Annotated in this window: 21 protein-coding genes and 2 pseudogenes; 12 read left to right on the top strand and 11 right to left on the bottom strand. The window is 55.2% G+C overall.

All coding sequences use genetic code 11. From position 1 onward, the window contains the following. Positions 1-562 (bottom strand): phosphoribosylaminoimidazolesuccinocarboxamide synthase (gene purC, locus MVB78_RS02615; RefSeq protein WP_297487554.1); only part of this gene is annotated, 562 nt, incomplete at its 3' end. 158 nt (positions 563-720) lie between these two features. Between purC and purF the strand changes: the two genes are divergently transcribed. Next, positions 721-2,055, top strand: a complete 1,335-nt coding sequence (gene purF, locus MVB78_RS02610; RefSeq protein WP_297487550.1) for an amidophosphoribosyltransferase — start codon at positions 721-723, stop codon at positions 2,053-2,055. A gap of 49 nt (positions 2,056-2,104) precedes the next feature. After that, the gene (locus MVB78_RS02605; protein ID WP_297487548.1) at positions 2,105-3,136 is read left to right on the top strand and encodes a DUF835 domain-containing protein; all 1,032 of its coding nucleotides are present in this window, start codon (positions 2,105-2,107) and stop codon (positions 3,134-3,136) included. On the opposite strand, the gene fdhF is transcribed toward MVB78_RS02605, so the two are convergent. From fdhF to pdxS, 3 genes are all read right to left on the bottom strand, one after another. Further along, a complete protein-coding gene (gene fdhF, locus MVB78_RS02600; RefSeq protein ID WP_297487546.1) occupies positions 3,114-5,129 on the bottom strand; it encodes a formate dehydrogenase subunit alpha in 2,016 nt (671 codons plus the stop codon). The genes MVB78_RS02605 and fdhF overlap by 23 nt on opposite strands. A 70-nt stretch (positions 5,130-5,199) precedes the next feature. Further along, positions 5,200-5,793 carry a pyridoxal 5'-phosphate synthase glutaminase subunit PdxT gene (gene pdxT / locus MVB78_RS02595; protein ID WP_297487544.1) on the bottom strand — a complete coding sequence of 198 codons (594 nt, stop codon included), beginning with the start codon at positions 5,791-5,793 and terminating at the stop codon, positions 5,200-5,202. A gap of 31 nt (positions 5,794-5,824) precedes the next feature. Then, positions 5,825-6,832 carry a pyridoxal 5'-phosphate synthase lyase subunit PdxS gene (pdxS, locus tag MVB78_RS02590; RefSeq protein ID WP_297487542.1) on the bottom strand — a complete coding sequence of 336 codons (1,008 nt, stop codon included), beginning with the start codon at positions 6,830-6,832 and terminating at the stop codon, positions 5,825-5,827. Positions 6,833-7,016: 184 nt separating this feature from the next. On the opposite strand from pdxS, the gene MVB78_RS02585 reads away from it, so the two are divergent. Beyond that, positions 7,017-7,997 carry a hypothetical protein gene (locus MVB78_RS02585; RefSeq protein WP_297487540.1) on the top strand — a complete coding sequence of 327 codons (981 nt, stop codon included), beginning with the start codon at positions 7,017-7,019 and terminating at the stop codon, positions 7,995-7,997. 50 nt (positions 7,998-8,047) lie between these two features. Beyond that, positions 8,048-8,713: a hypothetical protein gene (locus tag MVB78_RS02580; protein ID WP_297487538.1), complete on the top strand. Its 666-nt coding sequence runs from the start codon at positions 8,048-8,050 to the stop codon at positions 8,711-8,713. Between the two features lie 240 nt (positions 8,714-8,953). Here MVB78_RS02580 and nadC read toward each other — a convergent pair whose 3' ends face one another. Continuing rightward, a complete protein-coding gene (gene nadC, locus MVB78_RS02575; protein ID WP_297487536.1) occupies positions 8,954-9,787 on the bottom strand; it encodes a carboxylating nicotinate-nucleotide diphosphorylase in 834 nt (277 codons plus the stop codon). A 118-nt stretch (positions 9,788-9,905) separates the two neighbouring features. Here nadC and MVB78_RS02570 point away from each other — a divergent pair, with 118 nt between their 5' ends. Continuing rightward, positions 9,906-11,147 carry an NDP-sugar synthase gene (locus MVB78_RS02570; RefSeq protein ID WP_297487534.1) on the top strand — a complete coding sequence of 414 codons (1,242 nt, stop codon included), beginning with the start codon at positions 9,906-9,908 and terminating at the stop codon, positions 11,145-11,147. Between the two features lie 3 nt (positions 11,148-11,150). On the opposite strand, the gene nadA is transcribed toward MVB78_RS02570, so the two are convergent. The 5 genes and pseudogenes from nadA to guaB all read right to left on the bottom strand — a co-directional run bounded on the left by nadA (position 11,151) and on the right by guaB (position 15,569). Beyond that, positions 11,151-12,059 (bottom strand): quinolinate synthase NadA, encoded by a 909-nt coding sequence (gene nadA, locus MVB78_RS02565; RefSeq protein ID WP_297487531.1) that lies wholly within the window; start codon positions 12,057-12,059, stop codon positions 11,151-11,153. A gap of 60 nt (positions 12,060-12,119) precedes the next feature. Next, a pseudogene (locus tag MVB78_RS02560) lies at positions 12,120-12,503 on the bottom strand (PIN domain-containing protein); the annotation flags it as partial. 14 nt (positions 12,504-12,517) lie between these two features. Next, entirely contained in the window at positions 12,518-12,628 is a 111-nt protein-coding gene (locus MVB78_RS02555) for an antitoxin family protein (RefSeq protein WP_297487528.1), read from the bottom strand. A 44-nt stretch (positions 12,629-12,672) separates the two neighbouring features. Then, entirely contained in the window at positions 12,673-14,067 is a 1,395-nt protein-coding gene (locus MVB78_RS02550) for an L-aspartate oxidase (RefSeq protein ID WP_297487526.1), read from the bottom strand. Positions 14,068-14,111: 44 nt separating this feature from the next. Beyond that, positions 14,112-15,569 (bottom strand): IMP dehydrogenase, encoded by a 1,458-nt coding sequence (gene guaB / locus MVB78_RS02545; RefSeq protein WP_297487524.1) that lies wholly within the window; start codon positions 15,567-15,569, stop codon positions 14,112-14,114. Positions 15,570-16,091: 522 nt separating this feature from the next. Between guaB and MVB78_RS02540 the strand changes: the two genes are divergently transcribed. The 6 genes from MVB78_RS02540 (at position 16,092) to MVB78_RS02515 (ending at position 22,567) form a co-directional block, all read left to right on the top strand. Beyond that, the gene (locus MVB78_RS02540) at positions 16,092-16,277 is read left to right on the top strand and encodes a hypothetical protein (protein ID WP_297487522.1); all 186 of its coding nucleotides are present in this window, start codon (positions 16,092-16,094) and stop codon (positions 16,275-16,277) included. Between the two features lie 136 nt (positions 16,278-16,413). Continuing rightward, positions 16,414-18,402, top strand: a complete 1,989-nt coding sequence (locus MVB78_RS02535) for an IGHMBP2 family helicase (RefSeq protein WP_297487520.1) — start codon at positions 16,414-16,416, stop codon at positions 18,400-18,402. A 363-nt stretch (positions 18,403-18,765) separates the two neighbouring features. Further along, entirely contained in the window at positions 18,766-19,512 is a 747-nt protein-coding gene (locus MVB78_RS02530) for an ATPase domain-containing protein (RefSeq protein ID WP_297487518.1), read from the top strand. Between the two features lie 12 nt (positions 19,513-19,524). Next, positions 19,525-20,253 carry an RAD55 family ATPase gene (locus tag MVB78_RS02525; RefSeq protein ID WP_297487516.1) on the top strand — a complete coding sequence of 243 codons (729 nt, stop codon included), beginning with the start codon at positions 19,525-19,527 and terminating at the stop codon, positions 20,251-20,253. Between the two features lie 38 nt (positions 20,254-20,291). Beyond that, positions 20,292-21,464, top strand: coding sequence for a hypothetical protein (locus tag MVB78_RS02520; RefSeq protein ID WP_297487514.1), 1,173 nt, complete (start codon positions 20,292-20,294; stop codon positions 21,462-21,464). Between the two features lie 47 nt (positions 21,465-21,511). Then, on the top strand, positions 21,512-22,567 hold the full coding sequence (locus MVB78_RS02515; protein WP_297487511.1) for a tripartite tricarboxylate transporter permease: 1,056 nt from the start codon (positions 21,512-21,514) through the stop codon (positions 22,565-22,567). Here MVB78_RS02515 and MVB78_RS02510 read toward each other — a convergent pair whose 3' ends face one another. Continuing rightward, positions 22,568-22,876, bottom strand: coding sequence for a DUF5748 family protein (locus MVB78_RS02510; RefSeq protein ID WP_297487552.1), 309 nt, complete (start codon positions 22,874-22,876; stop codon positions 22,568-22,570). A gap of 69 nt (positions 22,877-22,945) precedes the next feature. Between MVB78_RS02510 and MVB78_RS02505 the strand changes: the two are divergent. Beyond that, positions 22,946-23,653, top strand: a pseudogene (locus MVB78_RS02505) (class I SAM-dependent rRNA methyltransferase); the annotation flags it as partial. Between the last annotated feature and the right edge of the window lie 23 nt (positions 23,654-23,676).

The raw sequence follows: 23,676 nt of genomic DNA, 5'->3' as shown, positions 1-23,676 counted from the left end.
TCTCGTCGCCGAGGACTATCTCGCCCCTCCCGTTCTTTCCGAACTCCAGCTTGAAGTCAACCAGGATTATCCCGCGCTCGGCAAAGTACTTCCTCAGGATATCGTTCACCTTCAAAGCGATTCGCTCGATCTCCTTAAGCTCGACCTCGCTTATCCCCAAAACCCTCGCGTGATAGCGGTTTATCATCGGATCGTGGAGGGAATCGTCCTTGTAGTAGAGCTCAACTATCGGTTCTCTGAGCTCGGTTCCCTCATCGAGGGGGAGGCGCTTCTTGAGACTGCCAGCAACGATGTTCCTGACAACAACTTCGAGGGGATACATATCAAGCCTCTCGACGATTAGCCTGTTATCGCCGGCAACGCCAATAAAGTGGGTCTTTACGCCTTTCTCCTCAAGAACCCTGAAGATGTGGGCACTGATCTGAGCATTAAGCCAGCCCTTTCCTTTAAACTTCGCCTTCTTGCCGCCGTCGAAGGCGGTTGCATCGTCTTTGAACTCCATTATTGCCTTCCCATCATCGAGCGGGATTATCTTCTTGGCCTTACCCTCGTAGACCTCCATGGGTTTCACCATTTTTATGTAAAATTCTGCGAGTTTTTAAGGATTTTTTTGACGTTTAAAAGTCAACCATTGGGCAAGGTTTTTAAACTAAAATCTGTTAATAGCCCCAGAACTAACGGTTGATATGGGCACGTAAACGTCAAAGGACGGTGTGGCCGTTGAGGGAGAAGTGCGGTATCTTTGCAACGCTTTCAGAGAACGCACCGAAGAAGGCCTACTACGCGCTCATAGCCCTCCAGCACCGCGGGCAGGAGAGCGCTGGAATAAGCGTCTGGAGGCACAGAATAAGGACGGTTTCCGGGCCGGGCCTCGTCCAGGACGTTTTCAAGGGGCCAATCTTAGCTAAGCTCAAATCGAACCTCGCGATAGCCCACGTCCGCTACTCCACCTCAGGCTCACCCAACGAGACCCAGCCACTTGAAACCGAGTGCTGTGGAAAGAGGATAGCAGTTGCCCACAACGGAACCCTCACGAACTTTGGGCCCCTCAGGGAGGAGTACGGGAAGAGGGGAATTGATTTCAAGCACTCCGTCGATTCAGAGCTCCTCGGGATTTCCTTCCTATGGCACTTGAAGGAAACCGGCGACGAGTTCGAGGCGATGAAAGCGGTCTTTGATGAGGTTAAAGGGGCATACTCGGTTGCCTTTCTCTTCGACGGGAAGATACTCGTGGCGAGGGACCCGGTCGGCTTCAGACCGCTTAGCTACGGAATCGGGAACGGTCACTACTTCGCAAGCGAGGGCTCAGCTTTGAGGCCCTTCGTGGACGGGGTTAGGGACGTTAATCCAGGCGAGGCCTTCCTCGTCGATGGGGACTCTGCTGAGAGCAAGGCTCTGGCCAAGGAGAGACACCACACCTGCGTTTTCGAGTACATCTACTTCGCGAGGCCGGACAGCAGGATAGACGGTGTAAACGTTTACTCAGCCAGGGTGAGGATGGGTGCAGAGCTCGCCCGCGAAAGTCCAGCAGAGGGGGACGTTGTTATAGCTGTTCCCGATTCCGGAAGGGCTGCTGCCCTCGGCTTTTCAATGGAGAGCGGGATTCCGTACGCTGAGGGACTCATAAAGAACCGCTACATTGGAAGGACTTTCATAACGCCGGGCCAGTTCAACCGCGAGCTGAAGGTCAAGCTGAAGCTCTCCCCGGTGGAAGAGGTAGTGAGCGGGGAGCGCGTGGTACTCGTCGATGACTCGATAGTTAGGGGCACCACGATGAGGAGAATAGTTGCCATGCTCAGGAGGGCAGGAGCTAGGGAAGTCCACGTGAGGATAGCCTCGCCACCGATAAGATACCCATGCTACATGGGGATAGACATACCGACGAGGCACGAGCTTATAGCTGCATTCGGGAGCGTGGAGAAGGTGAGGAAAGCTATAGGTGCTGACAGCCTCGCTTATCTCAGCGTCGAGGGCCTGAAGAGGGCAGTCGGAAGGGAAGACCTCTGCCTTGCCTGCCTCACCGGGGAGTACCCGGAGTGGGTTTTCAGATTTTGAGGAAATTGTTAAATACCTCGGGTGCGTATTATCACTTCAGGCATGAATGATGAACGGCTACCTGGTTGCCGCCGCCTTCAGTGCCGGTGTAAAGCTGACCGCCGGGGCAATGCTCATTCTCTTCGCAGAAAAGAGGCACAAGAGGGCCGCCCTCTACTGGGGCCTCGGCTGGTTCCTCTACGCCTACGCGATAGTGGGGGACATAGGGAAGAACCCTACCTGGAGGGCGGTCTCGTTAGGTCTCTTCGCATCCTCCCTCCTGTACGGTACCTACAGGTTCATCGAGGGATACACACCGGCTGTGAGGGATAGACAGCTCGTTCCCTGGATCCCCGCGATCATGGCGTTTTACATGTGGGCCGTTGTACTGGCCTGGGGGCGCTGCACGGGAGATGCCGTTGTCACGGGTCTGGCCGGTCTCTTCATGTCCCTTAGCGGCTGGATAATCTACAGGCTGAGGGAGATAACTGGAACAGGCGCCCGCAACCTCGGGATAACGCTCATCGTATACGGCCTCCACCAGATGGACTACCCCTTCCTGAGGCCAGTGGAGTGGTTCGCCCCCTTCGGTTTCTGGCTCGGCTTTCTGCTGACCCTCCTATCGGCGTTCTTTATGGTCGAGCTCGTGATGGTTAGGGGCTTTGAGCTCAAAAAGCCTGAGAAGAGGCCCTCAGTTCAGCCCGGCGTTCACATCATTGAGCCCAAGGAGATTCCGGGAACCGTTGAGGGGCTGAGGGACTACCCCGTCTTAGCTTTCGTGAGAAACCTCGATGCCCCAGGGGAGTGGAAGGCATACAGGATAACAAACGTTGGCGGGGAAAACAGCATCGGGCCCACAGGCCTCCCACAGATCCTTGAGCTGGCCGTTTCCTACCTGAACTCCGCCCGCGAAATTACTCCCGTCGTGTTCCTTGAGGGTGTAGAGTACTTGAGACTCTACAACGACTTCAGGGGGCTCGCTAAGTTCCTCTCGATGCTCAAAGACTACGTCTCCGTTAAGGGAGGGGCCCTCTACATCGTCCTCGAAAGGGGCGCCTGGAATGAGAGGGACTTCAACATCATTCAGAGGCTTCTCCTTTAAGTTTCCCCGCCTTCCTCACCCTGCACGCCGAAAACTTGAACTCCGGCGTTCCCGCCTTGTTCAGGGCCGAGCCCGTAAGCCTGTTGGGCTTGAAGTGGAAGGGAACCGCTATAACTCCCTCTGGGACTCCACCGACCTTAGCGCGCATCCTTATCCTTCCGCGCCTCGTCTCTATCTCGATTAAATCTCCCTCGTTGATGCCGAACCTCTCAGCGTCCCTCTCGTTGATCAAAGCCCTTGGCTCGCCCATGAGTTTAACCAGCGATGGACTCCTCAGCGTCATCTCGCCGGTGTTGTAGTGGCTTATCAGCCTCACCGTGGTGAGCACGAAGGGGTATTCTTTGTCCGGCACTTCCCAAGGTGCTATCTGTTCGACCGCTATAAGCCTGGCCTTCCCGTCCGGGGTGGCGAACTCCCAGGTGTGGAGCCTCTTCTTCGGCAGGAAGATTCCGTCCGAGCTTTTCAGCTCTTCAACACTCCTCTCCTCAAGCTCTGGAAAGAGCCTGAAGTACTCAGCGGTTATTTCCTCGACCCTCGAATAGTTGAAGCCGGGCAGACCGAGGGCTTTCCCGAGCATCCCCAGTATCTCCCAGTCGGGCTTTGAGTCGGCGTAGGGTTCACAAACTTTCTCGCTCCACTGGATTCTTCTCTCGCTGTTCATATAACTTCCACTCTTCTCGCAGAAAGCCGAAGCCGGAAGGAGGTAGTGGGCGTAGCGGGCCGTCTTTGTGGGGAAGACGTCCTGAACGACCAGGAGATCGAGCTTCCTTAGGGCTCTCCTAACCTGAGCAAAGTCGGCCTCGCTGACCGCTGGGTTCTCGCCGACGATGTAAAGCGCTTTCACGTTGCCCTCCTCAATCTCGTCCCATAGCTCCGTTAGATAAAGGCCCCTCTCCGTAGGAAGGTCCTCAACGCCCCAGAGCGATGCGACGCGCTTCCTGAAGCGCTCATCTGACAGGGGAACGTAACCCGGCAGGAACTCGCTCAGCGCGCCCATATAAGCCGCTCCCTGCACGTTGTTCTGCCCGCGCATCGGGTAGAGGCCACCTCTCTCGCCTATGTAGCCGGGCAGTAGGACGAGGTCTATGACAGCTAAAACGTTTTCAACGCCCGAGACGTGCTGTGTAAGCCCCATGCCCCACATTACTGCACCGCTTCCGGCTAAAGCGAAGGTTCTCGCGACAGCTCTTATGGTCTCCGCGGGAATTCCCGTTACCCTCTCCGCGTACTCCGGCGTGTACTTTCTCACAGCCATCTTGACCTCTGAAAAACCGTTCGTGCGCGAACGGATGAACTCTTCGTCGTAGAGCTCCTCGCGGATTATGACGTGGATCATCGCGTTGGCGAGCGTTATGTCTGTTCCCGGCCTGAGTACAAGCTTGTAGTCGGCGAAGGCCATGGTTCTGGTTTTCCTGACGTCAACGACGATTATCTTCGCACCCCTCCTCTTTGCCCTCAGGATGTAGTCCATAACTACCGGATGCGTTTCCGCTGGATTATAGCCCCAGATGAGTATGGCCTTAAAGCCCTCCAAATCCTCGTAGGGGTTCGTTTGAGCGCCGGTTCCCACGGCAAGTTTGAGCGCATGAACAGAAGCCTCGTGGCAGAGACGAGCGCAGTTGTCTATGTTGTTCGTCCCGAAGAGGCGAGCTATCTTCTGGAGGAGGTAGTTCTCCTCGTTGCTAACCTTTGAGGACGCTAAAAAGGCCACGGCATCAGCGCCATAGAGCTCGCGGATTTCGAGAAGCTTACCAGCTATCTCGTCAATCGCGACACCCCAGCTTATCGGAACCATCGCCGAGCCGATTCTCTTGAGGGGCCTCTTGAGTCTATCCCTTGAGGTAACGAACTCGGTCGCGTGGAGGCCCTTGGGACAGAGCTTCCCCCTGTTCGGTTCCCCACGATAAGGCCTTACCTTCAGGGTTTTTGAGTCTATGAGGAGGTTACAGCCAAAGCCGCAGTAGGGGCAGACTACCTTTCTTAGTTCGCCCATCCAACCACCGGTTGACATAGAAAAAGCAAAAATAAAAGCCTTCCGGGAGGGATTTGGCATAGAAATGCTATCAAAGCGCCTTCCTCAAAAAGTACTCGTGAACCCTCGTGTCATCAGTCAGCTCCGGGTGGAACTCAAGGCCGATTATGTTGTCCTGCTCCACACCTACAACCCTGTCACCGAGCCACGCTATCGGCTTTACCCTGTCGCTCAAAAGCTCGACTATCCTCGGGGCGCGGATGAAGACCCCTATGAAGGGCTCGTCGCTGAAAGCTAACTTCACCGGTGCCTCAAAGCTGTCCACTTGTCTGCCGTAAGCGTTTCTATTAACGCGAACGTCGAGGAGGGCCAAAAACTTCTGCTCGGGAGTTGCTCCGATTACCTCCTTCGAGAGCATTATCAAACCCGCGCAGGTGCCCATTATCGGCAGTCCTTCCTCGCCGAGCTTCCTGACGGGCTCAAGGAGGCCGTTCTCCACCATGAGCCTCGATATCGTCGTGCTCTCCCCGCCGGGGATTATTATCGCTGAGATGCCTTCAAGCTGCTCCTTCCTCCTGAGCCAGATGACTTCCCCTGAAACGCCGAGGTTTTCGAGGGTTCTCTTCGCTGCATCGATGTGCTCGCTGACGTCTCCCTGGAGGCCAATGACGCCTACCCTGACCATTTTGATCACCTCAAGGGAAAGGAGAAAAGGGTCAGACGCCCCTCTCCTCAAGGCGGACTTCGAGCTGCTCTATCTCCTGACCGTGCATGGGCTCGCCGATGTCCTTGCTTATCTCCGCTAAAACGTCAGGCTCATCCCAGTGGTTTACCGCTTCAACTATCGCCCTCGCCATCTTCGGCGGGTTGGAGCTCTTGAAGATTCCAGAGCCGACGAAGACGCCGTCCATACCCATCTGCATCATGAGTGCCGCGTCCGCTGGGGTAGCAACGCCGCCGGCCGCGAAGTTGACAACGGGAAGACGGCCGAGCTTCTTTATCTCAAGGAGAACCTTGTAGAGACCCTCAACGATCTCACGGTAGGTGTAGTGGCCGTAGACGGGCTCGCTCTCAAGCACCTGCTTTGGCAAGCCGCTTATCTCCCTGACTTCGAAGGCCAGTCTGAGGTACGGTTCTGCGAACTTCTCGGCAACGCCGTAGACCTGCTCGTCCGTCATCCTCTGGAGGAGGGCTATGTTGTCGTTGAGGAGGCGGACGTGCCTGACTGCCTCGACTATGTTTCCCGTTCCGGCCTCGCCCTTCGTCCTTATCATCGCGGCCCCTTCCCATATCCTCCTGACGGCCTCGCCGAGGTTCCTGTCACCGCAGACGAACGGAACCTTGAACTCGCGCTTGTCAATGTGGAAGTAGGGGTCAGACGGGGTGAGAACCTCGCTCTCGTCTATCATGTCAACGCCAAGGGCCTCAAGGATCCTCGCCTCGGCAACGTGGCCTATCCTGACCTTTGCCATAACCGGGATCGTTACCGCGTCCATTATCTCTTGGATCTTCTCTATCGGGGCCATTCTGGCTACTCCGCCGGCCTTCCTTATGTCAGCCGGAACCCTGTGGAGGGCCATAACCGAGACTGCCCCGGCTTCTTCAGCAATCCTCGCCTGCTCGGCGTTGGTGACGTCCATAATTACTCCGCCCTTCACCATCTTCGCGAATCCCCTCTTGAGTCTCTCCGTCCCCTTAGCCTCGATAATATCAAGCTTTCCCATACCGGTCACCCCTTTCGGCTTTCCTTCAGATTGTGATTTGAAGAGGGGGATATAAGCCTTTCCACCCAGTGATTACCACTTTATTGTGTCACCAGCAGCTTAGTCTTAAGCCCCACATTGTATAACTAATTTATAAAACCGTAAAATTTAAAAATTAAAAGATACTTTTGGTCTAGGTGATCCTATGAGATGGCGTAGAGCTGTAGCACTTGCTATAGTTGTTCTGTTCCTTGGAATGACGGTCAGCAGTGCAAGCGTCGAAGCCAAGATCGTTGTGCAGGGGCCTCGAGGTGAGAGCAGCACGGGCGTAGCCTTAAACCCGGGCACTCCCGGGAACCAATCCCGCCCGGAGAACATCGGGGCGATTGGCGAGTTGGCACCGCGGATACTAAGCATTGATTTCCCCATCGTGGGGGAGATAGTCATAGTTGCCCAGCTTGCCGAGATTTTGGTCAAGGTTGCTCAATACGTCTCGAGACATACTTACGGGAAGCCGGTAGCAGAGTTCACCAAAGGCTTCATAGAGAAGATCCCGGCGAAGCACGACGGATACACTCAGGTAACAAAGATGAACTTCTGGGGCACGAAGGTGGAGATAGGCTACGGCTACGTCAAAAGCGAGTGGTGGGGGCTCAGAAAAGAGACTGTTATCGTTGAGCACGTCATAACGGTAAACCGGGACGATGTGACTTCCGTTTGCGATCTGTTCTCGCCGGAGGAGTACGGCAAACTGCTCGCAATGGCCTGGCTTAACGGCTGGGACGCAGAGAAGGCGAAAGAATTCGCTGAAGAATTGTACAGGGAGACCAGGAACTTACCAAAATTTGAAGGAAGGAGCGCACCCTGCGGGTACTGGCCACCGGGAAAAGTGAAACTTTTCGAAAGTGATTTACGACACATTATCCGTAGACATTACGAAGGTAAAGTTTATTATGGAGAGCCTGATGCAACAGTTTTCCCAAAGAGCATATCCGGTAAATGGCTGGCTAATGTTATTAAGAAAGCAATAACAAGCGGAGATGTGAACTGTGGTAAAACAAATCCCCGTGAGGGCAAAATAGCACTGGAGGTGGACACAGAAATTGGCAGAGTAAGAGTGATACTACAGAGAATAGGATACAAAAGCTACAAAGTTCTTACGGCATACCTGTTAAAATCCCACTGAGTTGATGCCCACAATTTTAATTTTTATATGTTGCATCAACTCATAAGGTGGTGCACATGACAAAGGTTCATCTGTGGTACACACTCCCAACTAAGGACTACCTGAAGGGAGCGGTCGTTTCGTCGCTCTCAGACACCGTGGAAACATACACTGAATCCGTTGAAGAAGACGACGAAGAGGACTTCAACGAGCTCCTCAAAGGCATTACCTCAAGGGCATTTGAATACGGCGTTAAGTACGGGTTGGTGGTGAATGGCAGAGAGCTGATAGCACCCGCCTGTGGGAACTTAATTGACTTTTTTGAGGACGTGGCACTCTCGATTGTTTACGCAGGGGGAGGAAAGGATTCAATAATCGAACTCATGAGTCTCCCGGTGGAGGTAAACCCCCTCAGGAACAACCCTGTCACCAGAAGCATGTCCATAGAAGAGGTGTTTTTTCCTGAAGGACCCCTTAAACTCTTCTTCGGTACCTTTGACCCCATAAAGTTCGTCCTGTACCGCAAACATGGCAAAATCCTTGAAATTGAGTCCCCGGACAACGGAGTAACCGTCCGGGTGGGGGTTGAAGAGTACGTAGAGGGCATTAGGGAAGACCTCATAATGGGAGTACATGAGGTGGAAGAAGCCCTAAAAACGTTCACTCCCCTGCGGGCTTTATATCCAAAAATACAATGGGTGAAGGTGGTAGCAAGGTATGCACTCAGCACATGGTGAGAAGCATGACCCTGCACAACACTAACCCGGGGGTTTTACTAGTACTGGTATATTACAAAAACGCTGGATTCAACCTCTAAAAGCGTGGACGAGCTTTTTTAGCAGGTAAGACACGCGGTTGAAGGGATTATTGAAGACATAAAGCAATGGGACGGTACGCTCTTTTGAGAGTGGACTGAAAAAGAGGTAGCCATCATGCTGGAACGGGAGATCGATAAAGAGGAAGAGAAAAACTCCGCTTCAAGCCCTTCCGATAACCTCAAGGCTCACGTCGAAGTTCTTCACCGAGTGGGTTAAGTAACCCAGACTTATGACGTCGATATCGAGCCTGGCGTACTCGGCTATGTTCTCAGGCGTTATGCCTCCGGAGACCTCGATTTTAACTTTATCGCGGAGGCCTTCGCGTTTTAAAGCCTCTATCGTCTTAGCTATCTCCCCCGGCGTCATGTTGTCGAGCATAACAACGTCAGCCCCAGCCCTTGCCGCTTTAACCGCGTCCTCAATGCTCTCAACCTCAACCTCGATGACCTTGTAAACGCTGAAGGCCTTCGCCCTCTTTATCGCCTCCTCCAGCGGAACTAAGGCAAGGTGGTTGTCCTTTATGAGTATTGCGTCGCTCAGTGAGAAGCGGTGAGGCTCGCCGCCGCCGATGAGAATCGCTTTTTTGTCAAGGGGCTTAAGGAGGCTCTTCCTCGTCCCGGCAACCCGAACCTTTGGGTTGACGGCCCTAACCCTCTCGACGAGCCTTCTGACCTCGGTCGCTATCCCGCTCATCCTGCCCACGACATTGAGTGCCGTCCTCTCGACGAGTAGAACGGCCTTCGCGTCCCCTTCGAGCTCGACTATTGTATCGCCCTTCTCCACTTCCTCACCATCACGTTTTTTGACCCTAACTTCAACGCCAAAGTGCTTGAAGAGGGCCTCTGTCTCTTCAACGCCGGCTATAATCCCGTTCTGCTTAGCCACGATCACCGCTCTGGCTTTCATTCCCCCCGGGATAACCGCCTTGCTCGTGACGTCGCCAAAGGGAGCATCCTCGTTAATGAACCGGAGCAGGTACTCAAGCGGAACCATGCTTTTCACCCCAACCCCATTGGGAACCGGGCTTTATTTCGCTTTCCATGTCCCGGCACCACTCACCGTGAGAGAATGCCTTTTATTCTCAGGGAGCGATATTAGATGGGGAAACACCATGATCAGGAAGGCTGTAATCCCCATAGGGGGTGAGGCGACCCGCCTGAGGCCCCTGACGATAGAGACATCGAAGGGCCTCGTAAGGCTTCTAAACAGGCCGATTTTAGAGCACTCTATTCTGAACCTGGCAAAGGACGGTGTTGAGGAGGTCTACCTCGGCGTTAAGGGCTACGTGAACTACACAACCCTCTTCGACTACTTCCGCGAGGGCTACTGGCTCAAAAAGAAATACGGGCTTGAGAGGGAGGTCAGGATACGCTACATGCCCCGCTACGAGAGCACGACCAACGGCGACGCCGTCTGGTACACTATGCAGTACTACGGCATTAAAGAGCCCGTTGTGGTGATCCAGGGAGATAACATATACCAGCTCAGCCTTCGGGAGATGTTCGAGTGGCACAGAAAAAAGAACGCCTTCATGACGATAGCGCTCCAGCCGGTGGAGGACGTAACGGGCTTTGGCGTGGCAAAGATAGACGACGACTACAGGATAGACTACTTCGTCGAGAAGCCTAAGCCGGAGGAAGCCCCGAGCAACCTGGCGAACACAGGCATCTACATCCTCTCGGAGAACTTCTGGGAGTTCCTTGAGGCGGATTGGGCGAAGGAGATGGGGAAAGATAGGAGGCTGGACTTTGGGGGCGATGTAATCCCCGCCCTCATAGAGCACGGCTACGACGTCTACGGCTACCCGATGGAGGGATACTGGTTCGACGTTGGAACCCCTGAGAGGTACCTGAACGCGGCGATGTACCTCCTCAACCACCTCTCCGCTGAGGAGATAGAGGCCGTTGAAGTCGTTCGGGACGTCTACATGCAGGGGAAGTCCAAGATGTCCGAGAACCTGAGGCGCGAGGTCAGGGGCATGATAAAGAGGGGCCAGCTCCTGGTTGAGGGGAAGGTCCTCCTCGGGAGGCACATCTCAATAGGGAGGGGAACCGCCCTCGAAGACGCAATCATAGACAATTACTCTATAATCGGAAGGGAGTGCGAGATCCTCCACTCGGTGGTGATGGACAGGGCGAAGTTAGGGGACAATGTGAGGATAATGAACTCCATAATAGGCCGCCACGTCGAGATCGGCGACAACGTGAGGATAGTGAACTCGGTCATAGGGGACAACGCGGTAATAAGTGACAACGTGAGGATGTACAACGTCAAGATATGGCCCCACGAGTTCGTTGAGACCGGCGCGACGCTGGAGCACTACACCGTCAGGCACACTGCGCCGAAGAGGTAGAGGTCAGCTCATCTCCAACATTTTCTCTATAGCCTTTCTCGCCTTCTCAGCTATCCTCTCCGGAACCTCGACGGCATACTTCATGTCCTTAAGGGATTCGTAGATGTGGTTCAGTGTTATCGCCTTCATTCCGATGCAGGTGGCATCCTCCCTCGCAGGGTGGAACCTGATATTCGGGTAGAGCTTGCTCAAACGGTAGACCATCTCCCTCTCGGTGAAGACGACCCACTCGTCCCACTCGGGAGCCCTTTTGATCATCCCGCCGGTGGAAACGATCACATCGGCCTCCTCCTGGACTTCCGGCTCGCATTCCGGATGAACCATGAGCTTGGCGTTGGGGTAGAGCCTCCTCGCGCGCTCAACGTCCTCAAGGGTGAACTTCCTGTGGACGTAGCAGTGCCCGTATTCAGGAACGGGGATTACTTTCTTCCCGGTCTGCTTTGCCACGTAGTGGGCGAGGTTCTTGTCCGGTCCGAAGATTATAACCTCAGAGTCGAGCTTCTCAACAACCCTGACGGCGTTGGCTGAGGTAACGGTAACGTCAGCCAAGGCCTTTGTCTCGGCGGAACTGTTGACGTAGAGCACAACCGGAGCGTCTGGATACTTCTTCTTCGCCTCGATTATGTGCTCCGGTCTGAGCATCTCGGCCATCGCGCATGTTGCCCTCCTCGTTGGCAGGAGAACGGTCTTTCCCGGATTGAGGATTTTGGCGGTCTCCGCCATGAAGTCAACTCCGGCAAAGACTATAACGTCGGCGTCAACGTTGACCGCTTTCCTCGCGAGCTCAAGGCTGTCACCGAGGAAGTCCGCTATGTCCTGCACCTCGGGAAGCTGGTAGTTGTGGGCCATTATTATGGCGTTGCGCTCCTCCTTAAGCCGGGCTATCTCCTCAACGAGTTTCTCGCGTTCCATGCTATCTTCACCTGTGCGAGAATAGGGGGGTGCGTTAAAAGGGTTTTTGGACACCTTTGGTTAGGTTCGTCCTCGAAGGAGGGTCTGAATCTCCTCCCTTTCAGCTTCTCTAAGGAGAAGGGTCTCGATGCCCAGCCTTTTCGCGTGAAAGGCCATCTTAATATCGTCGGTGATTAGGAGGGCCCCTTCCATAAGGGCGAGGGGCATGAAGTAGCAATCAAAACCCGAGGCCCCGGTTTCGGAGGCAACATCGATGGCTTCCTCAAATATGGGCTCCTCGGGCACGAGATTGTACGAGGGCGACAGGGACTCCACGACGTCAGGTATGACATCACCGTGGCCATTTCGCTTAAGAACGCTGGCTACTTCCACTATGCCCGCCTTGGGGAGAAGAACCTCGTGTTCATCGCAGAGGTGAATCACGAGCTTTGCCTTTTCATGGGTCTCGGTCTCGCGTTTTAGAACCTCTTCTCCTCTATGTAGATGATGAGTCTCTTTGAAGGGAGCGAAAGGGGTTTCAGGGGTGTTATCACCCCGTTTTCATAGATCGCCTCGACGGCCTTGGGCATTTTCTCACCGTTTAAAGTTATCCTCCCCCATTTAAACCGCTCGATTACAGACTGCACCTTCCGTCGAAGAAGCTCGGCCTCTCGAAGGCCTTCCTCATAACCGGGAAGTCCTCGCGGTAGTGAGCACCTCTGCTCTCCTCCCTCGCCAAGGCGCACTCAAGGACGCCCCTGGCGAGGAGCTTAAGCCTCTCGTCCGCTTCTATCCCTCTAAGCTTTTTCAGCCCTTCCCTCAGCCCCTCGGCGGTTCTCACAATTCCAGCGTGCTCCCAGAGGAGCTCCCTTATAGCCCCAACTTCCCCCGGCTCGAACGGTCTGTAGGGCGGTTCCCTCCTCGACAGGTTCTTCGGCCTTTCCCTAGCTATCGTCCGGGCCACCTCAAGGCCGGAAACTATGCACTCAAGGAGCGAGTTGCTGGCCAGCCTGTTTGCCCCGTGGAAGCCGTTGCTCATGACCTCGCCAACTGCATAGAGCCCCTTAACGCCCGTCCTGTACCAGAGGTCGACGGCTATTCCGCCAATCGTGTAGTGGGCGATCGGTGAGACAGGGATCGGGTCTTTTGAGGGGTCCATCCCGTCCTTCTGGAGAAAGGCGTATATCTGGGGGAACTTTTTCTTGAAGTCCTCTATCGAGCTCGCGTCGAGGTAGACCCGCTTTCCCTTCTGCATCTGTCTGTAAATTGCCCTCGCGACGATGTCCCTCGTGGAGAGCTCGTTGACGAAGCGCTCCCCGTCCTCGGTTATAAGCTTCGCCCCGGCACCGCGGACGGCCTCGCTTATGAGCTTAACCCCGCCCTTTCCGACGTAGCCAGTCGGGTGGAACTGGACGAACTCAAGGTCCCTAGCAGGAAGGCCGTGAAGGATGGCGTCCCCTGTCATAAGGCCGAGGTTCGTCCCAACTCCGGCGGTGTACTGGAAGAGGCCCGTGAAGCCGCCGGAGGCCATGACAACGGCATCGAAGCGGAGGAACTCGCCATCAACGAAAACCCCGTAGGCCCTTCTTCCAAGGATTCCAAGACTCTCGGCAGTCCCTCTGACAAGGTCAACACCCAGTTCCTTCGCACTCAGCCAGAGGACTTTCATGATGTGCTTTCCCGTCTCGTTCTTTATCGTGTAGACCCTGGGAAAGGAGTGCCCGCCCTCGGTTTCCAGCTCGAACCTGAGGCCGAAGGAGGAGAGGAAGTCGTGGGCCTCGCTGGCCTTGGATATTACTCCCCACACCACTTCCTCGTCGTTGATGTACTTCCCAGCCCTGATCGTATCGGTGACGTGGGCCCTGAGAGAATCACCATCGGCGAGGGGAAACGCTACTCCGGCCTGGGCCAAGTAGGAGTTGCTCCTTCTAATTCCGTGACCGGTGAGAGTAACCTCAAAGCCCCTCTTGGAGAGGGCTATGGCGGTTGTTAAGCCTGCTAAACCGGTCCCTATGACACCAACCTTCATCAGACCACCGGGGAGAAAAAGGGAGAGTAAACTTAAACGGTTTTTCATTTGCCGAGCGGGTAGTTCGGGGCCTCGTTGGTTATGAGTACGTCATGAGGATGGCTCTCCCTAAAGCCTGCCTGCGTTATGATGACGAACTCGCCCCTCTCCTTGAGCTCCCCGATGTTTTTTGCCCCAACGTAGCCCATCCCCGAGCGAAGGCCGCCGACGAGCTGGTAGAGGACGCCGCTGAGGGAGCCCTTGTAAGGCACTACCCCCTCAACTCCCTCTGGAACGAACTTTTTAGTTTTCATGTGGCCCTTCTGGTAGTATCTCTCTGCACTCCCCTTCATCATCGCTCCGAGAGAACCCATCCCGCGGTACTGCTTGTACCTCCTCCCGTTTATGACGACCTCCTTGCCCGGCGCTTCTTTAGTTCCAGCGAGGAGAGAGCCGAGCATTACCGCGTCAGCTCCAGCGGCTATTGCCTTGACTATGTCTCCGGAGTAGCGGATTCCCCCATCGGCTATGACGTAAAGCCCGTACTCCTGAGCCCTGTCAGCTACAAGAGCTATTGCGGTAACCTGGGGAACACCTACTCCAGCGACGACTCTGGTTGTGCATATGCTCCCCGGGCCGATTCCAACCTTTACCGCGTCGGCAAAGGTCAAATCATCGACCGCCTTCAGGTTCGCTATGTTGCCGACTATGAGCTCTGCATCGACGGCCTTCCTTATCTCCTTCATGGCCTTAATCGCCTTGAGGTTGTGGGCGTGGGCGGTGTCAACAACTATGACATCAGCCCCGGCCCTATCGAGCGCCTTTGCCCTCTCAAGGTCGAAGGGCCCGACCGCGGCGGCAACTATCAGATCACCGTTCTCGTCCCTAACGGCGTTCTTGTACTTTCTGCGCCTCGCCAAGTCGCTCATCGTGATTATCCCGAGGAGTTTGCCTTCGCTGTCAACCACCGGCAGTCTGTCAATCCCCTGCTCGAACATCAGCTGGAGGGCTTCCTCAGCGGTTACGCTCTCGGGAACGGTTATCGGCTCGCCCGTCATAACCTCTCTGACGAGTCCCCCCTGCTTCACCGCTATGTCCTTCTTGCTTATCACTCCAACGACTTTCCCGTCCTCGACCACTGGCAGGCCGTCTATGCCGTTCTTGTCCATGAGGAAGAGGGCGTAATCAACCGTCTCCTCTGGAGAAATCGATATGACGTCCTCAACGATAAAGCGCTCCGCCCGCTTTACTTTCTTCACCTGCTCGACCTGCTCGCCTATGCTCATGTTCCTGTGGATCACTCCAAGGCCACCTTCCCTGGCCATCGCGACTGCCATCTCCCATTCGGTCACCGTATCCATGGCCGCGCTGAGAATCGGAATGTTCAGCCTTATCTTTGGTGTAATCCTCGTCGAGACGTCAACGTCCTTGGGCTCGACTTCAGTAGCCTGCGGTATGAGGAGGACGTCGTCGAATGTGTAGCCCCTGAGGGCATTAACAAGTTTCTGTTCAAACTTCCCCATAATCCGCGAACCCCCTCATCCTTTTTGACTTGAAGCTGTTAAGAGTTTTTAAGGCTTTCCACGGCGAACCTCGAACCTCAACCAGAAGGCTGGCCAGGATAACGAACCCGGGGTTCAAGTTTCAGGACCTTTACAAACGTAAAGCTTTTAAACAAATGTATACCTCTGTGCACGGTGATAGGATGAGAAAGCTCGCGATAGCCCTCTCATACGTGGCCCCCGTACTGGCCGTCATCGTCATCCTGGCCTTGGCTGCGTGACGAAAACAGATTTAATTTGGGGCAGATTGTTCAAGAATCTTCCGAATTTTTCTGCATTTTTGTCATATTTACAGAGAAAATTCCAAAAAGCTGATATAGGTGCTGGACGTTTTGAAGCCGGTGGTCCCAATGGAGGCCCTATCGAGGATTCCAAGGGGGGAGGGTCAAACCCTCCGCTGAGAGGTTTGGTTTTGAGGAAGTCCTGTACGAGATTTTAAAGGAAGGCCTTTTCTGGGCGGCCCTTGGGAGGCCCTCCGAGGTGATGCCCTTCCTGCGGGGAAGGCTTTTGAACGGCCCTGCCGATGGGCAGAGGAGGCAGTACATCGAGTGCCTGCTCGACGAGCTTGAGCGCTTTTACCAGCGCGTCTCGTGGAGCGGGGAAATCAGCGAGGCCAGCTGGAGGGCCCTGAAGTCGTTCCATCGGGAGTTGCTGGCTCTCCTGTATTAGCTACCTTTTTAACCCCCTTCCCCTATTCTTCCCGGGATGATGAGGGAAGTTTCGCCCGAGCGGTGAGGAGACTCGCATGGGCTGACCACCCTCAGCTTTTTAAGGAACTCTTCTCCCCGGTCATCGGGAGGAAAAAATGGAAGAGAGACTGTCAAGGTTCATCTCTCACCTCAAAGGGCTCGTGGAGCTTGAGCGAAAGGCAGAGATAGAGGCCATGAAGCTGGAGATGAAGCGCCTCTCGGGAAGGGAGAGGGAGAAGGTCGGGAGGGCGGTTCTCAACCTCAACGGGAAGATAATAGGTGAGGAGCTTGGCTACTTCTTGGTGAGATACGGACGCGATAGGGAAATCAAGACGGAGATAAGCGTCGGCGACCTTGTTGTAATCAGCAAACGCGATCCCCTGAAGAGCGATCTTGTGGGAACTGTCGTCGAGAAGGGGAAGCGCTTCATCACGGTTGCCCTTGAAACAGTTCCAGAGTGGGCCCTTAAGGGCGTCCGCCTGGATCTCTACGCCAACGACATAACCTTCAAGCGCTGGATTGAGAACCTCGAAAACCTGCGAGAGAGCGGGAGGAAAGCGCTGGAGCTTTATCTCGGCCTTAGGAAAGCTGAAGAGGGTGAAGAAGTTGGCTTCAGGCCCTTTGACAAAAGCTTAAACGCGAGCCAGAGGAAGGCCATCGCGAAAGCCCTCGGCAGTCCCGACTTCTTCCTGATTCACGGGCCCTTTGGAACTGGAAAGACGAGAACTTTAGCAGAGCTGATAAGGCAGGAGGTCGAGAGGGGCAACAAGGTTTTGGCAACCGCTGAGAGCAACGTCGCAGTTGACAACCTCGTTGAGAGGCTCGTCGGCTCGGGCCTTAAGGTCGTCCGCGTGGGACATCCGAGCAGGGTCTCAAGGGCTCTGCACGAAACGACCTTAGCTTATCTGATAACCCAGCACGAGCTCTACGGCGAGCTGAGGGAGCTCCGCGTTATAGGGCAGAACCTGAAGGAGAAGCGCGACACCTTCACTAAACCCGCGCCAAAATACAGGAGAGGACTGAGCGACCGCGAGATTCTCAGGCTGGCCTCGAAGGGAATAGGAACAAGGGGAGTGCCTGCCAGGCTGATCCGCGAGATGGCCGAGTGGATAAAGCTCAACGAGCAGGTGGGCAAAACCTTTGAGGACGCGAGGAGGCTTGAGGAGAGGATAGCGAGGGGGATAATAAGGGAAGCCGACGTGGTTCTAACAACCAACGCATCGGCTGGCCTCGAAGTCGTTGATTACGCCTCCTACGATGTGGCCATTATAGACGAGGCGACCCAGGCGACAATCCCGAGCGTCCTCATACCGATAAACCGCGCGAAGCGGTTCGTCTTAGCGGGAGACCACAAACAGCTCCCGCCGACGATACTGAGCGAAAAGGCCATGGAGCTCTCCAGGACGCTCTTCGAGGGACTCATCGAGCGCTATCCCCACAAGTCGGAGATGCTGACGGTGCAGTACAGGATGAACGAACGCCTTATGGAGTTCCCCAGTAAAGAGTTCTACGAGGGAAAGGTCGTAGCAGACGAGAGCGTCAGGGGCATAACGCTTGAAGATCTGGGGATCAAAGTTCCAGCATCGAAAGGGCTCTGGAGTGATGTGCTTAAGCCGGAGAACGTCCTCGTCTTCATAGACACCTCGACGAGAGAAGACCGCTTTGAGAGGCAGAGACGCGGGAGCGAGAGTAGAGAAAACCCTTTTGAGGCGAGAATAGTTGCCGAAACCGTGGTGAGACTCCTAAATCTTGGAGTCAAGCCCGAATGGATTGGAGTCATTACCCCCTACGACGACCAGAGGGATTTAATAAGCTTCCTCCTGCCGGAGGAGGTTGAAGTTAAAACCGTTGACGGCTACCAGGGGAGGGAGAAGGAGGTCATCGTCCTCTCCTTCGTCCGCTCAAACGAGAGGGGTGAGCTCGGCTTCCTGAGGGATTTGAGGCGCCTAAACGTCTCCCTGACGAGGGCCAAGAGGAAGCTGATTCTTATCGGCGACTCCTCGACTTTAAGGGCCCACTCCACCTATGGGCGTCTGATTGAGTTCATTAATGATAAAGGTGTGCTCATCCATGTTCCAAAAAACTTCCCAAGATCTCGGAGTTAATATGGATAAAGCCCAATCCGAACCCGCGGGGGCTTGCTTAGATGGCATTCTAATAGCTGTGCATGGAAGAATGAGCAGGTTCGGCGTTCATTCCCTTTAAAATTGTCAAAAAGAAGAAAAGGGAGCATCGAGGGGTTGAGGGCGGGAGGAGATAGAGTCAAAGCCCCAGCCACCTGAACCGCCCGGTACTTAGGTTGGGAGATGGATGGGCTGAGATTTGGGCTATGATCTGGGCCAAAGGGCCTCACCTGCACCCTTTGAATTTTGGACCCCACGAAAAGTTTATATTAAGGTTTTCCAAAGGATAGATAGTGATTAAAAAGCGGCCGGGTAGAGTACAATCTGATGTGAAAGGTGGTCATCATGGCCAAGTACGAAGTCTCACGTGTAAAGACCGGCATCCCCGGTTTTGACGATCTAATAGAGGGGGGTTTTCCACAGGGCACCACGATCCTCGTTACTGGGCCCACCGGGACTGGAAAAACGACTTTTGCCGTCCAGTTCGTTTATAAGGGGGCCGAGCTTTACGACGAGCCCGGTGTCATAGTTACCCTCGAGGAGCGAGCGCAGGATCTCAGGCGGGAAATGCTGAGCTTTGGATGGGATCTCAAGAAGTACGAGGAGCAGGGGAAGATAGCCATTATAGACGGCGTCAGCTCCGTTGTGGGTCTCCCCTCGGAGGAGAGGTTTGCCCTTGAGGAGGGCCTAAACGTTGAGGGGTTCCTCCGCTACGTCTACCGGGTTGTTAAGAGCATAAACGCAAAGAGGCTTGTAATCGATTCTATACCCTCCATAGCCATTCGCCTAAAGGAGGAACAGAACATAAGGGAGGTTCTCCTGAGGCTGAACACGATACTCCTTGAGATGGGTGTTACCTCAATCCTGACCACGGAGTCCGAGGATCCAAAGGGGGGCAAGATAAGCAAGTACGGCGTTGAGGAGTTCGTGGCCCGCGGGGTTATCCTCCTCGATCTCGTTGAAAAGGACGTTGAGCTCAAACGGTACCTCCTAATACGGAAGATGAGGGAAACAAAGCATTCAATGAAGAAGTATCCCTTTGAAATAACGGAGAACGGCATAGTGGTGTACCCGAGCGGAGAAATATACTGAGCGGTGGTCATCTTGGACGTTCCGAGGGTCCAAACCGGGATAATTGACGCCCTCATCCAGGGAGGGATCCCCGCTGGAAGCGTTGTTCTCGTTATAGGGGACCCCAAATCGGGTAAGACCATCCTCCAGACCCAGTTCCTCTACAATCAGGTTGTGATGGGCGGGCTTCCCGGTCTCGCGATACTCGTTGACCTTCCCAAGAAGGAGTTCCTTGAGATATCCAAGGGCTTTGGCTGGGACTTCTCCCCCGTACTCGATGAGTTCCTCTACCTCGTGGATGCGTACTCCCACAGGATAAAGGGGGCGCCGAAGTTCTCCTTTTCTGAGGACGTCATAATAGACGCTTCAAACCCCATCCAGATCGCCAGGTTCATCAGGGACACAACTGCGGGCCTTGTCGCCGGCGGTCACAGCGGACAGCTCATCGGGGTAATAACATCCTTAACGCCCCTGTTCTTCGAGGCCGAGCTCGTTGAGATCTACAAGTTCCTTGAGGAGCTTAAGGACATAGCCCACCGCTACAAGCAGGTTTGGACGATAGAGATAAACACTGGCATTGAGAGGGCCCAGGTTGAGAACATGGTGAAGGCCATCGTGGACGGCATAATAGAGCTCAGGATGTTCGAGGAGGGCCGGACGCTCCGCAGGTACCTGCGCGTCTACGGGATGAGGAGGACGGCTCACTCCCTCAGCTGGTTCCCCTACGAGATAACCCCGACCGGCATAGTTCTCAGGGGCTGACCAAAAAATTTTTAAAAGTTTGATTTTTACCATTAACCATGATTATCAGTAAACGACTCGGCATTGTGCTCGCTCTCATCGTCCTAACATCATCACTCCTCCTCATCCGCTCCGACCCAGGGGGGAGAGACTCCTTCACGGGTGTGTGCGTTCGCTCCTATCCAACCTACTCCCTTATCTTCAACGGCTCGTCCACCCTGCTGGTTAAGGCTGAGCTCAAGAAGGGGGAACTCTACACCGTCAGGGGTAGCTTCTTTTCCAGCGGGGATCTGCTCTCGGTCAGGGGAAAGTATTCGGTCGAGGGTTCCGCTATCTTTGATGGTGGCGAGTGGGTTAAGGGCTACTACTGGGAAAAACGGGGGAGACCATATCTGATCTCCGAAGATGGGTGGATCCCCCTTGGGAAGAGCCTGAAAGTGGGGAAAGGATTCCTCATCTACGTGAGAGGCCTCTTCTACGGGAAGGAACTCTTCCCCACGGAAATCAGGGAGATCGCCGGCATTCCGGCTGAGCCAGAGGACGGCCATCCCATCGGGGTGAGGGGGGTTCTCCTTCCGGGTTCGCCTCCGAGGCTTTTCTCAAACGGCACCGAGTTTTATCTGAGCCTGCCCTACGGGCTTCATCCAAAGCCCGGCCGGGTCGTAGAGGTGACTGGGATAGTCAGGGAGACGACCAAGCTCTGGCTCTACGTCTACTCCCGGGACGATGTAAGGACAATCGGTCTTCCCCCCGTCAAGGAGCTGGGAAGAAGCGGAAAGGGGGATCTCGTCAGCGGAACCTGCAGGGTTTACGAGGTTAAGAAATCCGGGCTGAGGCTGGACTGCACAGAAAAGCTTCTGAGGGGTTTTCATGCGAGAACCGCGGATAGGGTAAAGTTCCTGGCCCTCGACACCGGTGGCTACCTATACTGCCTTAACTGCACCGTGCTGGAGGAGAGGGAGCGCCTCCCCAACGGGATATGCGGGGCGAAGCCGGGAAGCGTCGAGAGGGTGGAGGGCAGGGTGGAGTGGGTGAAAAGGTACTCGAGCGGCTTTCAGCTCGCCAACCTGAGCAATGGGGTTTGCTGGCTGCTCCTCAAGATCCCGAAGTCAACCGGAAAGGAGGTTGTAGCTGGCGAGGAGCTCACGGTCTACGGCCTCGTCTCAACGTATCGGGGGAAGCCAGCCATAACACCGTCCTCGGGTGATGACCTCTGTTCATCGAAATGCTGATTGGGATCCTCTTGGGCACTTTCACCGGGATAACCCCGGGGATACACGTGAACACCCTCGCAGCGATGGAGAGCTCATCCTTCTGGCTGCTCTTTGCAATGGGGCTCACCCACACGTTCCTCGATGTAGTGCCCGCTTCCTTCTTGGGGGTCCCCGATGAGGAGACCGCCGTTGGCCTGCTGCCAGCGCACAGGCTCGTAGTTCATGGGAGGGGGCGCGAGGTTCTGCACATAGCCCTATGGTCGAGCTTCCTCGCCGTCCTCTTCGCCCTGCCCCTCGCCCCCCTCTACATCCGGGTCGCATCTGGATACAATCCATCCTACGGCAGGCTCCTCGTCATCGCTGTTGCTGCCGTTATAGTGCTCTCCGAGGGGAGGGCAAGATGGCTGAGGGCCCTGGCTCTCTTCCTCCTCTCCGGGGCCCTTGGACTGGCCGTTCTGAGGGCTGCCACACTCAGCGAGCCCTTCTACCATCTCTTCACTGGTCTCTTTGGAGTCCCCACCCTCATCGTGGCCCTCCAATCGGGAGGCAAAATTAGACGGCAGGGGAAGGAGGCCATTACGAATTGCCCTGTACCAATAGTTCCCATCGTGCTCGGAACCGTGGCGGGGGCAGCGGCGTCCCTAATACCGGCTTTCACAGCTTCCCTTGCCGCCCTCTTAGCATCGCCGCTCGCGAGGGGGGAGAGGGAGTACCTGGCGGTAGTCTACTCCGCCAACACCGCCAACTTCCTCTTCGGCATCGTTAACTACGCCTCAACCGGAAGAACGAGGAACGGTGTGGCCGTTGCGCTCGCCAGGGCGGGCATCCCGTCCCCTGGGCTTGAGGTGATGATGATCGGGGCGGTTCTCATAGGGACCCTGGCTCTACTCGCGGGCGCGGTCGTGGGCGAGGTCGTAATCAGGGGCGTGGAAAAGATTGAAACCGCCAAACTAAACGCAGCGATCCTCGTGCTTTTAGGGGGCATCTCCCTGTGGCTCGATGGGCTGAGGGGGCTTTGGGTCATGCTCACCGCCTCGGCCCTCGGGTTTCTCCCCCTTATCTTCGGGACGAGGCGGCTGGTTTTGATGGGCGTCCTCGCGGTGCCCGTCCTGCTCGGCTGATCAGCTGCCCTCCCTCTTGAGAACCCTCTGAAACTCCGGGTAGTTCGTCACGATCCTCTTCCCGTCGAGGGTCTCGAAGTAGACTTTCTTGACCTTTATCTTCCTAACGTTCGTGTATTTCATCTCGGGGGGGTCGTAAGAACCGGGTTCGACAACCTCGTCTTCGATCACGTAAGTGTTCAGCTCGGGCTGACCTATGTACTTCCAAACCCTGTAGAACACCTCCGGGTCGAGGTGGATTTCGCCGTCGAGCTCTATCCAGTCCGCGCCTATCTCTTCCAAGAACTCCTTTACGACCTCGAAGTGCATAGAAACCACCGCTATTATTTGGAAGCGAAGGGTTAAATACCTATCGCCGAACACAGGGGGGTGGTGAGTATGGCCGCGGTAATCGTTGATGGCCAGGCGGCGAAGGCCATAGGGAAGGGCGCGATGATAGTCTTCAAAAAGGGCGTTGTGAGGGTCGAGGGCTCCGTGAGACCGGGCGATGTGGTTGATGTCTACACGAGGGGCGGGAAGTTCCTCGGGAGGGGCTTCATCAACCCAAATTCTAACATCATGGTCAGGCTCATAACGACGAGGCGCGAGACGGTGGTGAACAAGGCCCTGTTCCGGGAGAGGATAAGGAGGGCCAATGAGTACAGGAAAAGGGTTCTCGGGTACGATAAGGCCTACCGCATGGTGTACGGCGAGGCCGATTACCTGCCCGGCCTGATAGTGGACCGCTTCAACGAGATAGCCTCGCTCCAGATTTCGAGCGTCGGCATGGAGCGCTTTAAGCTCGACCTCGCGGAGGCGGTGATGGAGGTCGAACCCGGAATCGAGACCGTCTTCGAGAAGAACACCGGTAGGTCGCGCAGGAGGGAGGGTTTACCCGAGATAGAGCGCGTCCTCCTCGGCAAGGAAAAGTACAGGACTGTGATCGAGGAAGGTAAAGCCAGGTTCATCGTCGACATGCGCGGCCAGAAGACCGGCTTCTTCCTCGACCAGAGGGAGAACAGAATAGCTTTGGAGAAGTACGTCAGGCCAGGCATGCGCGTCTTAGATGTCTTCACCTACACCGGCGGCTTCGCAATTCACGCCGCCGGTGTAGGTGAAGACATCTAAGA

This window comes from Thermococcus sp. (genome assembly GCF_026991495.1).
In the GTDB taxonomy this organism is placed as follows: domain Archaea; phylum Methanobacteriota_B; class Thermococci; order Thermococcales; family Thermococcaceae; genus Thermococcus.
This window is presented reverse-complemented; position numbering and strand designations above follow the sequence as displayed.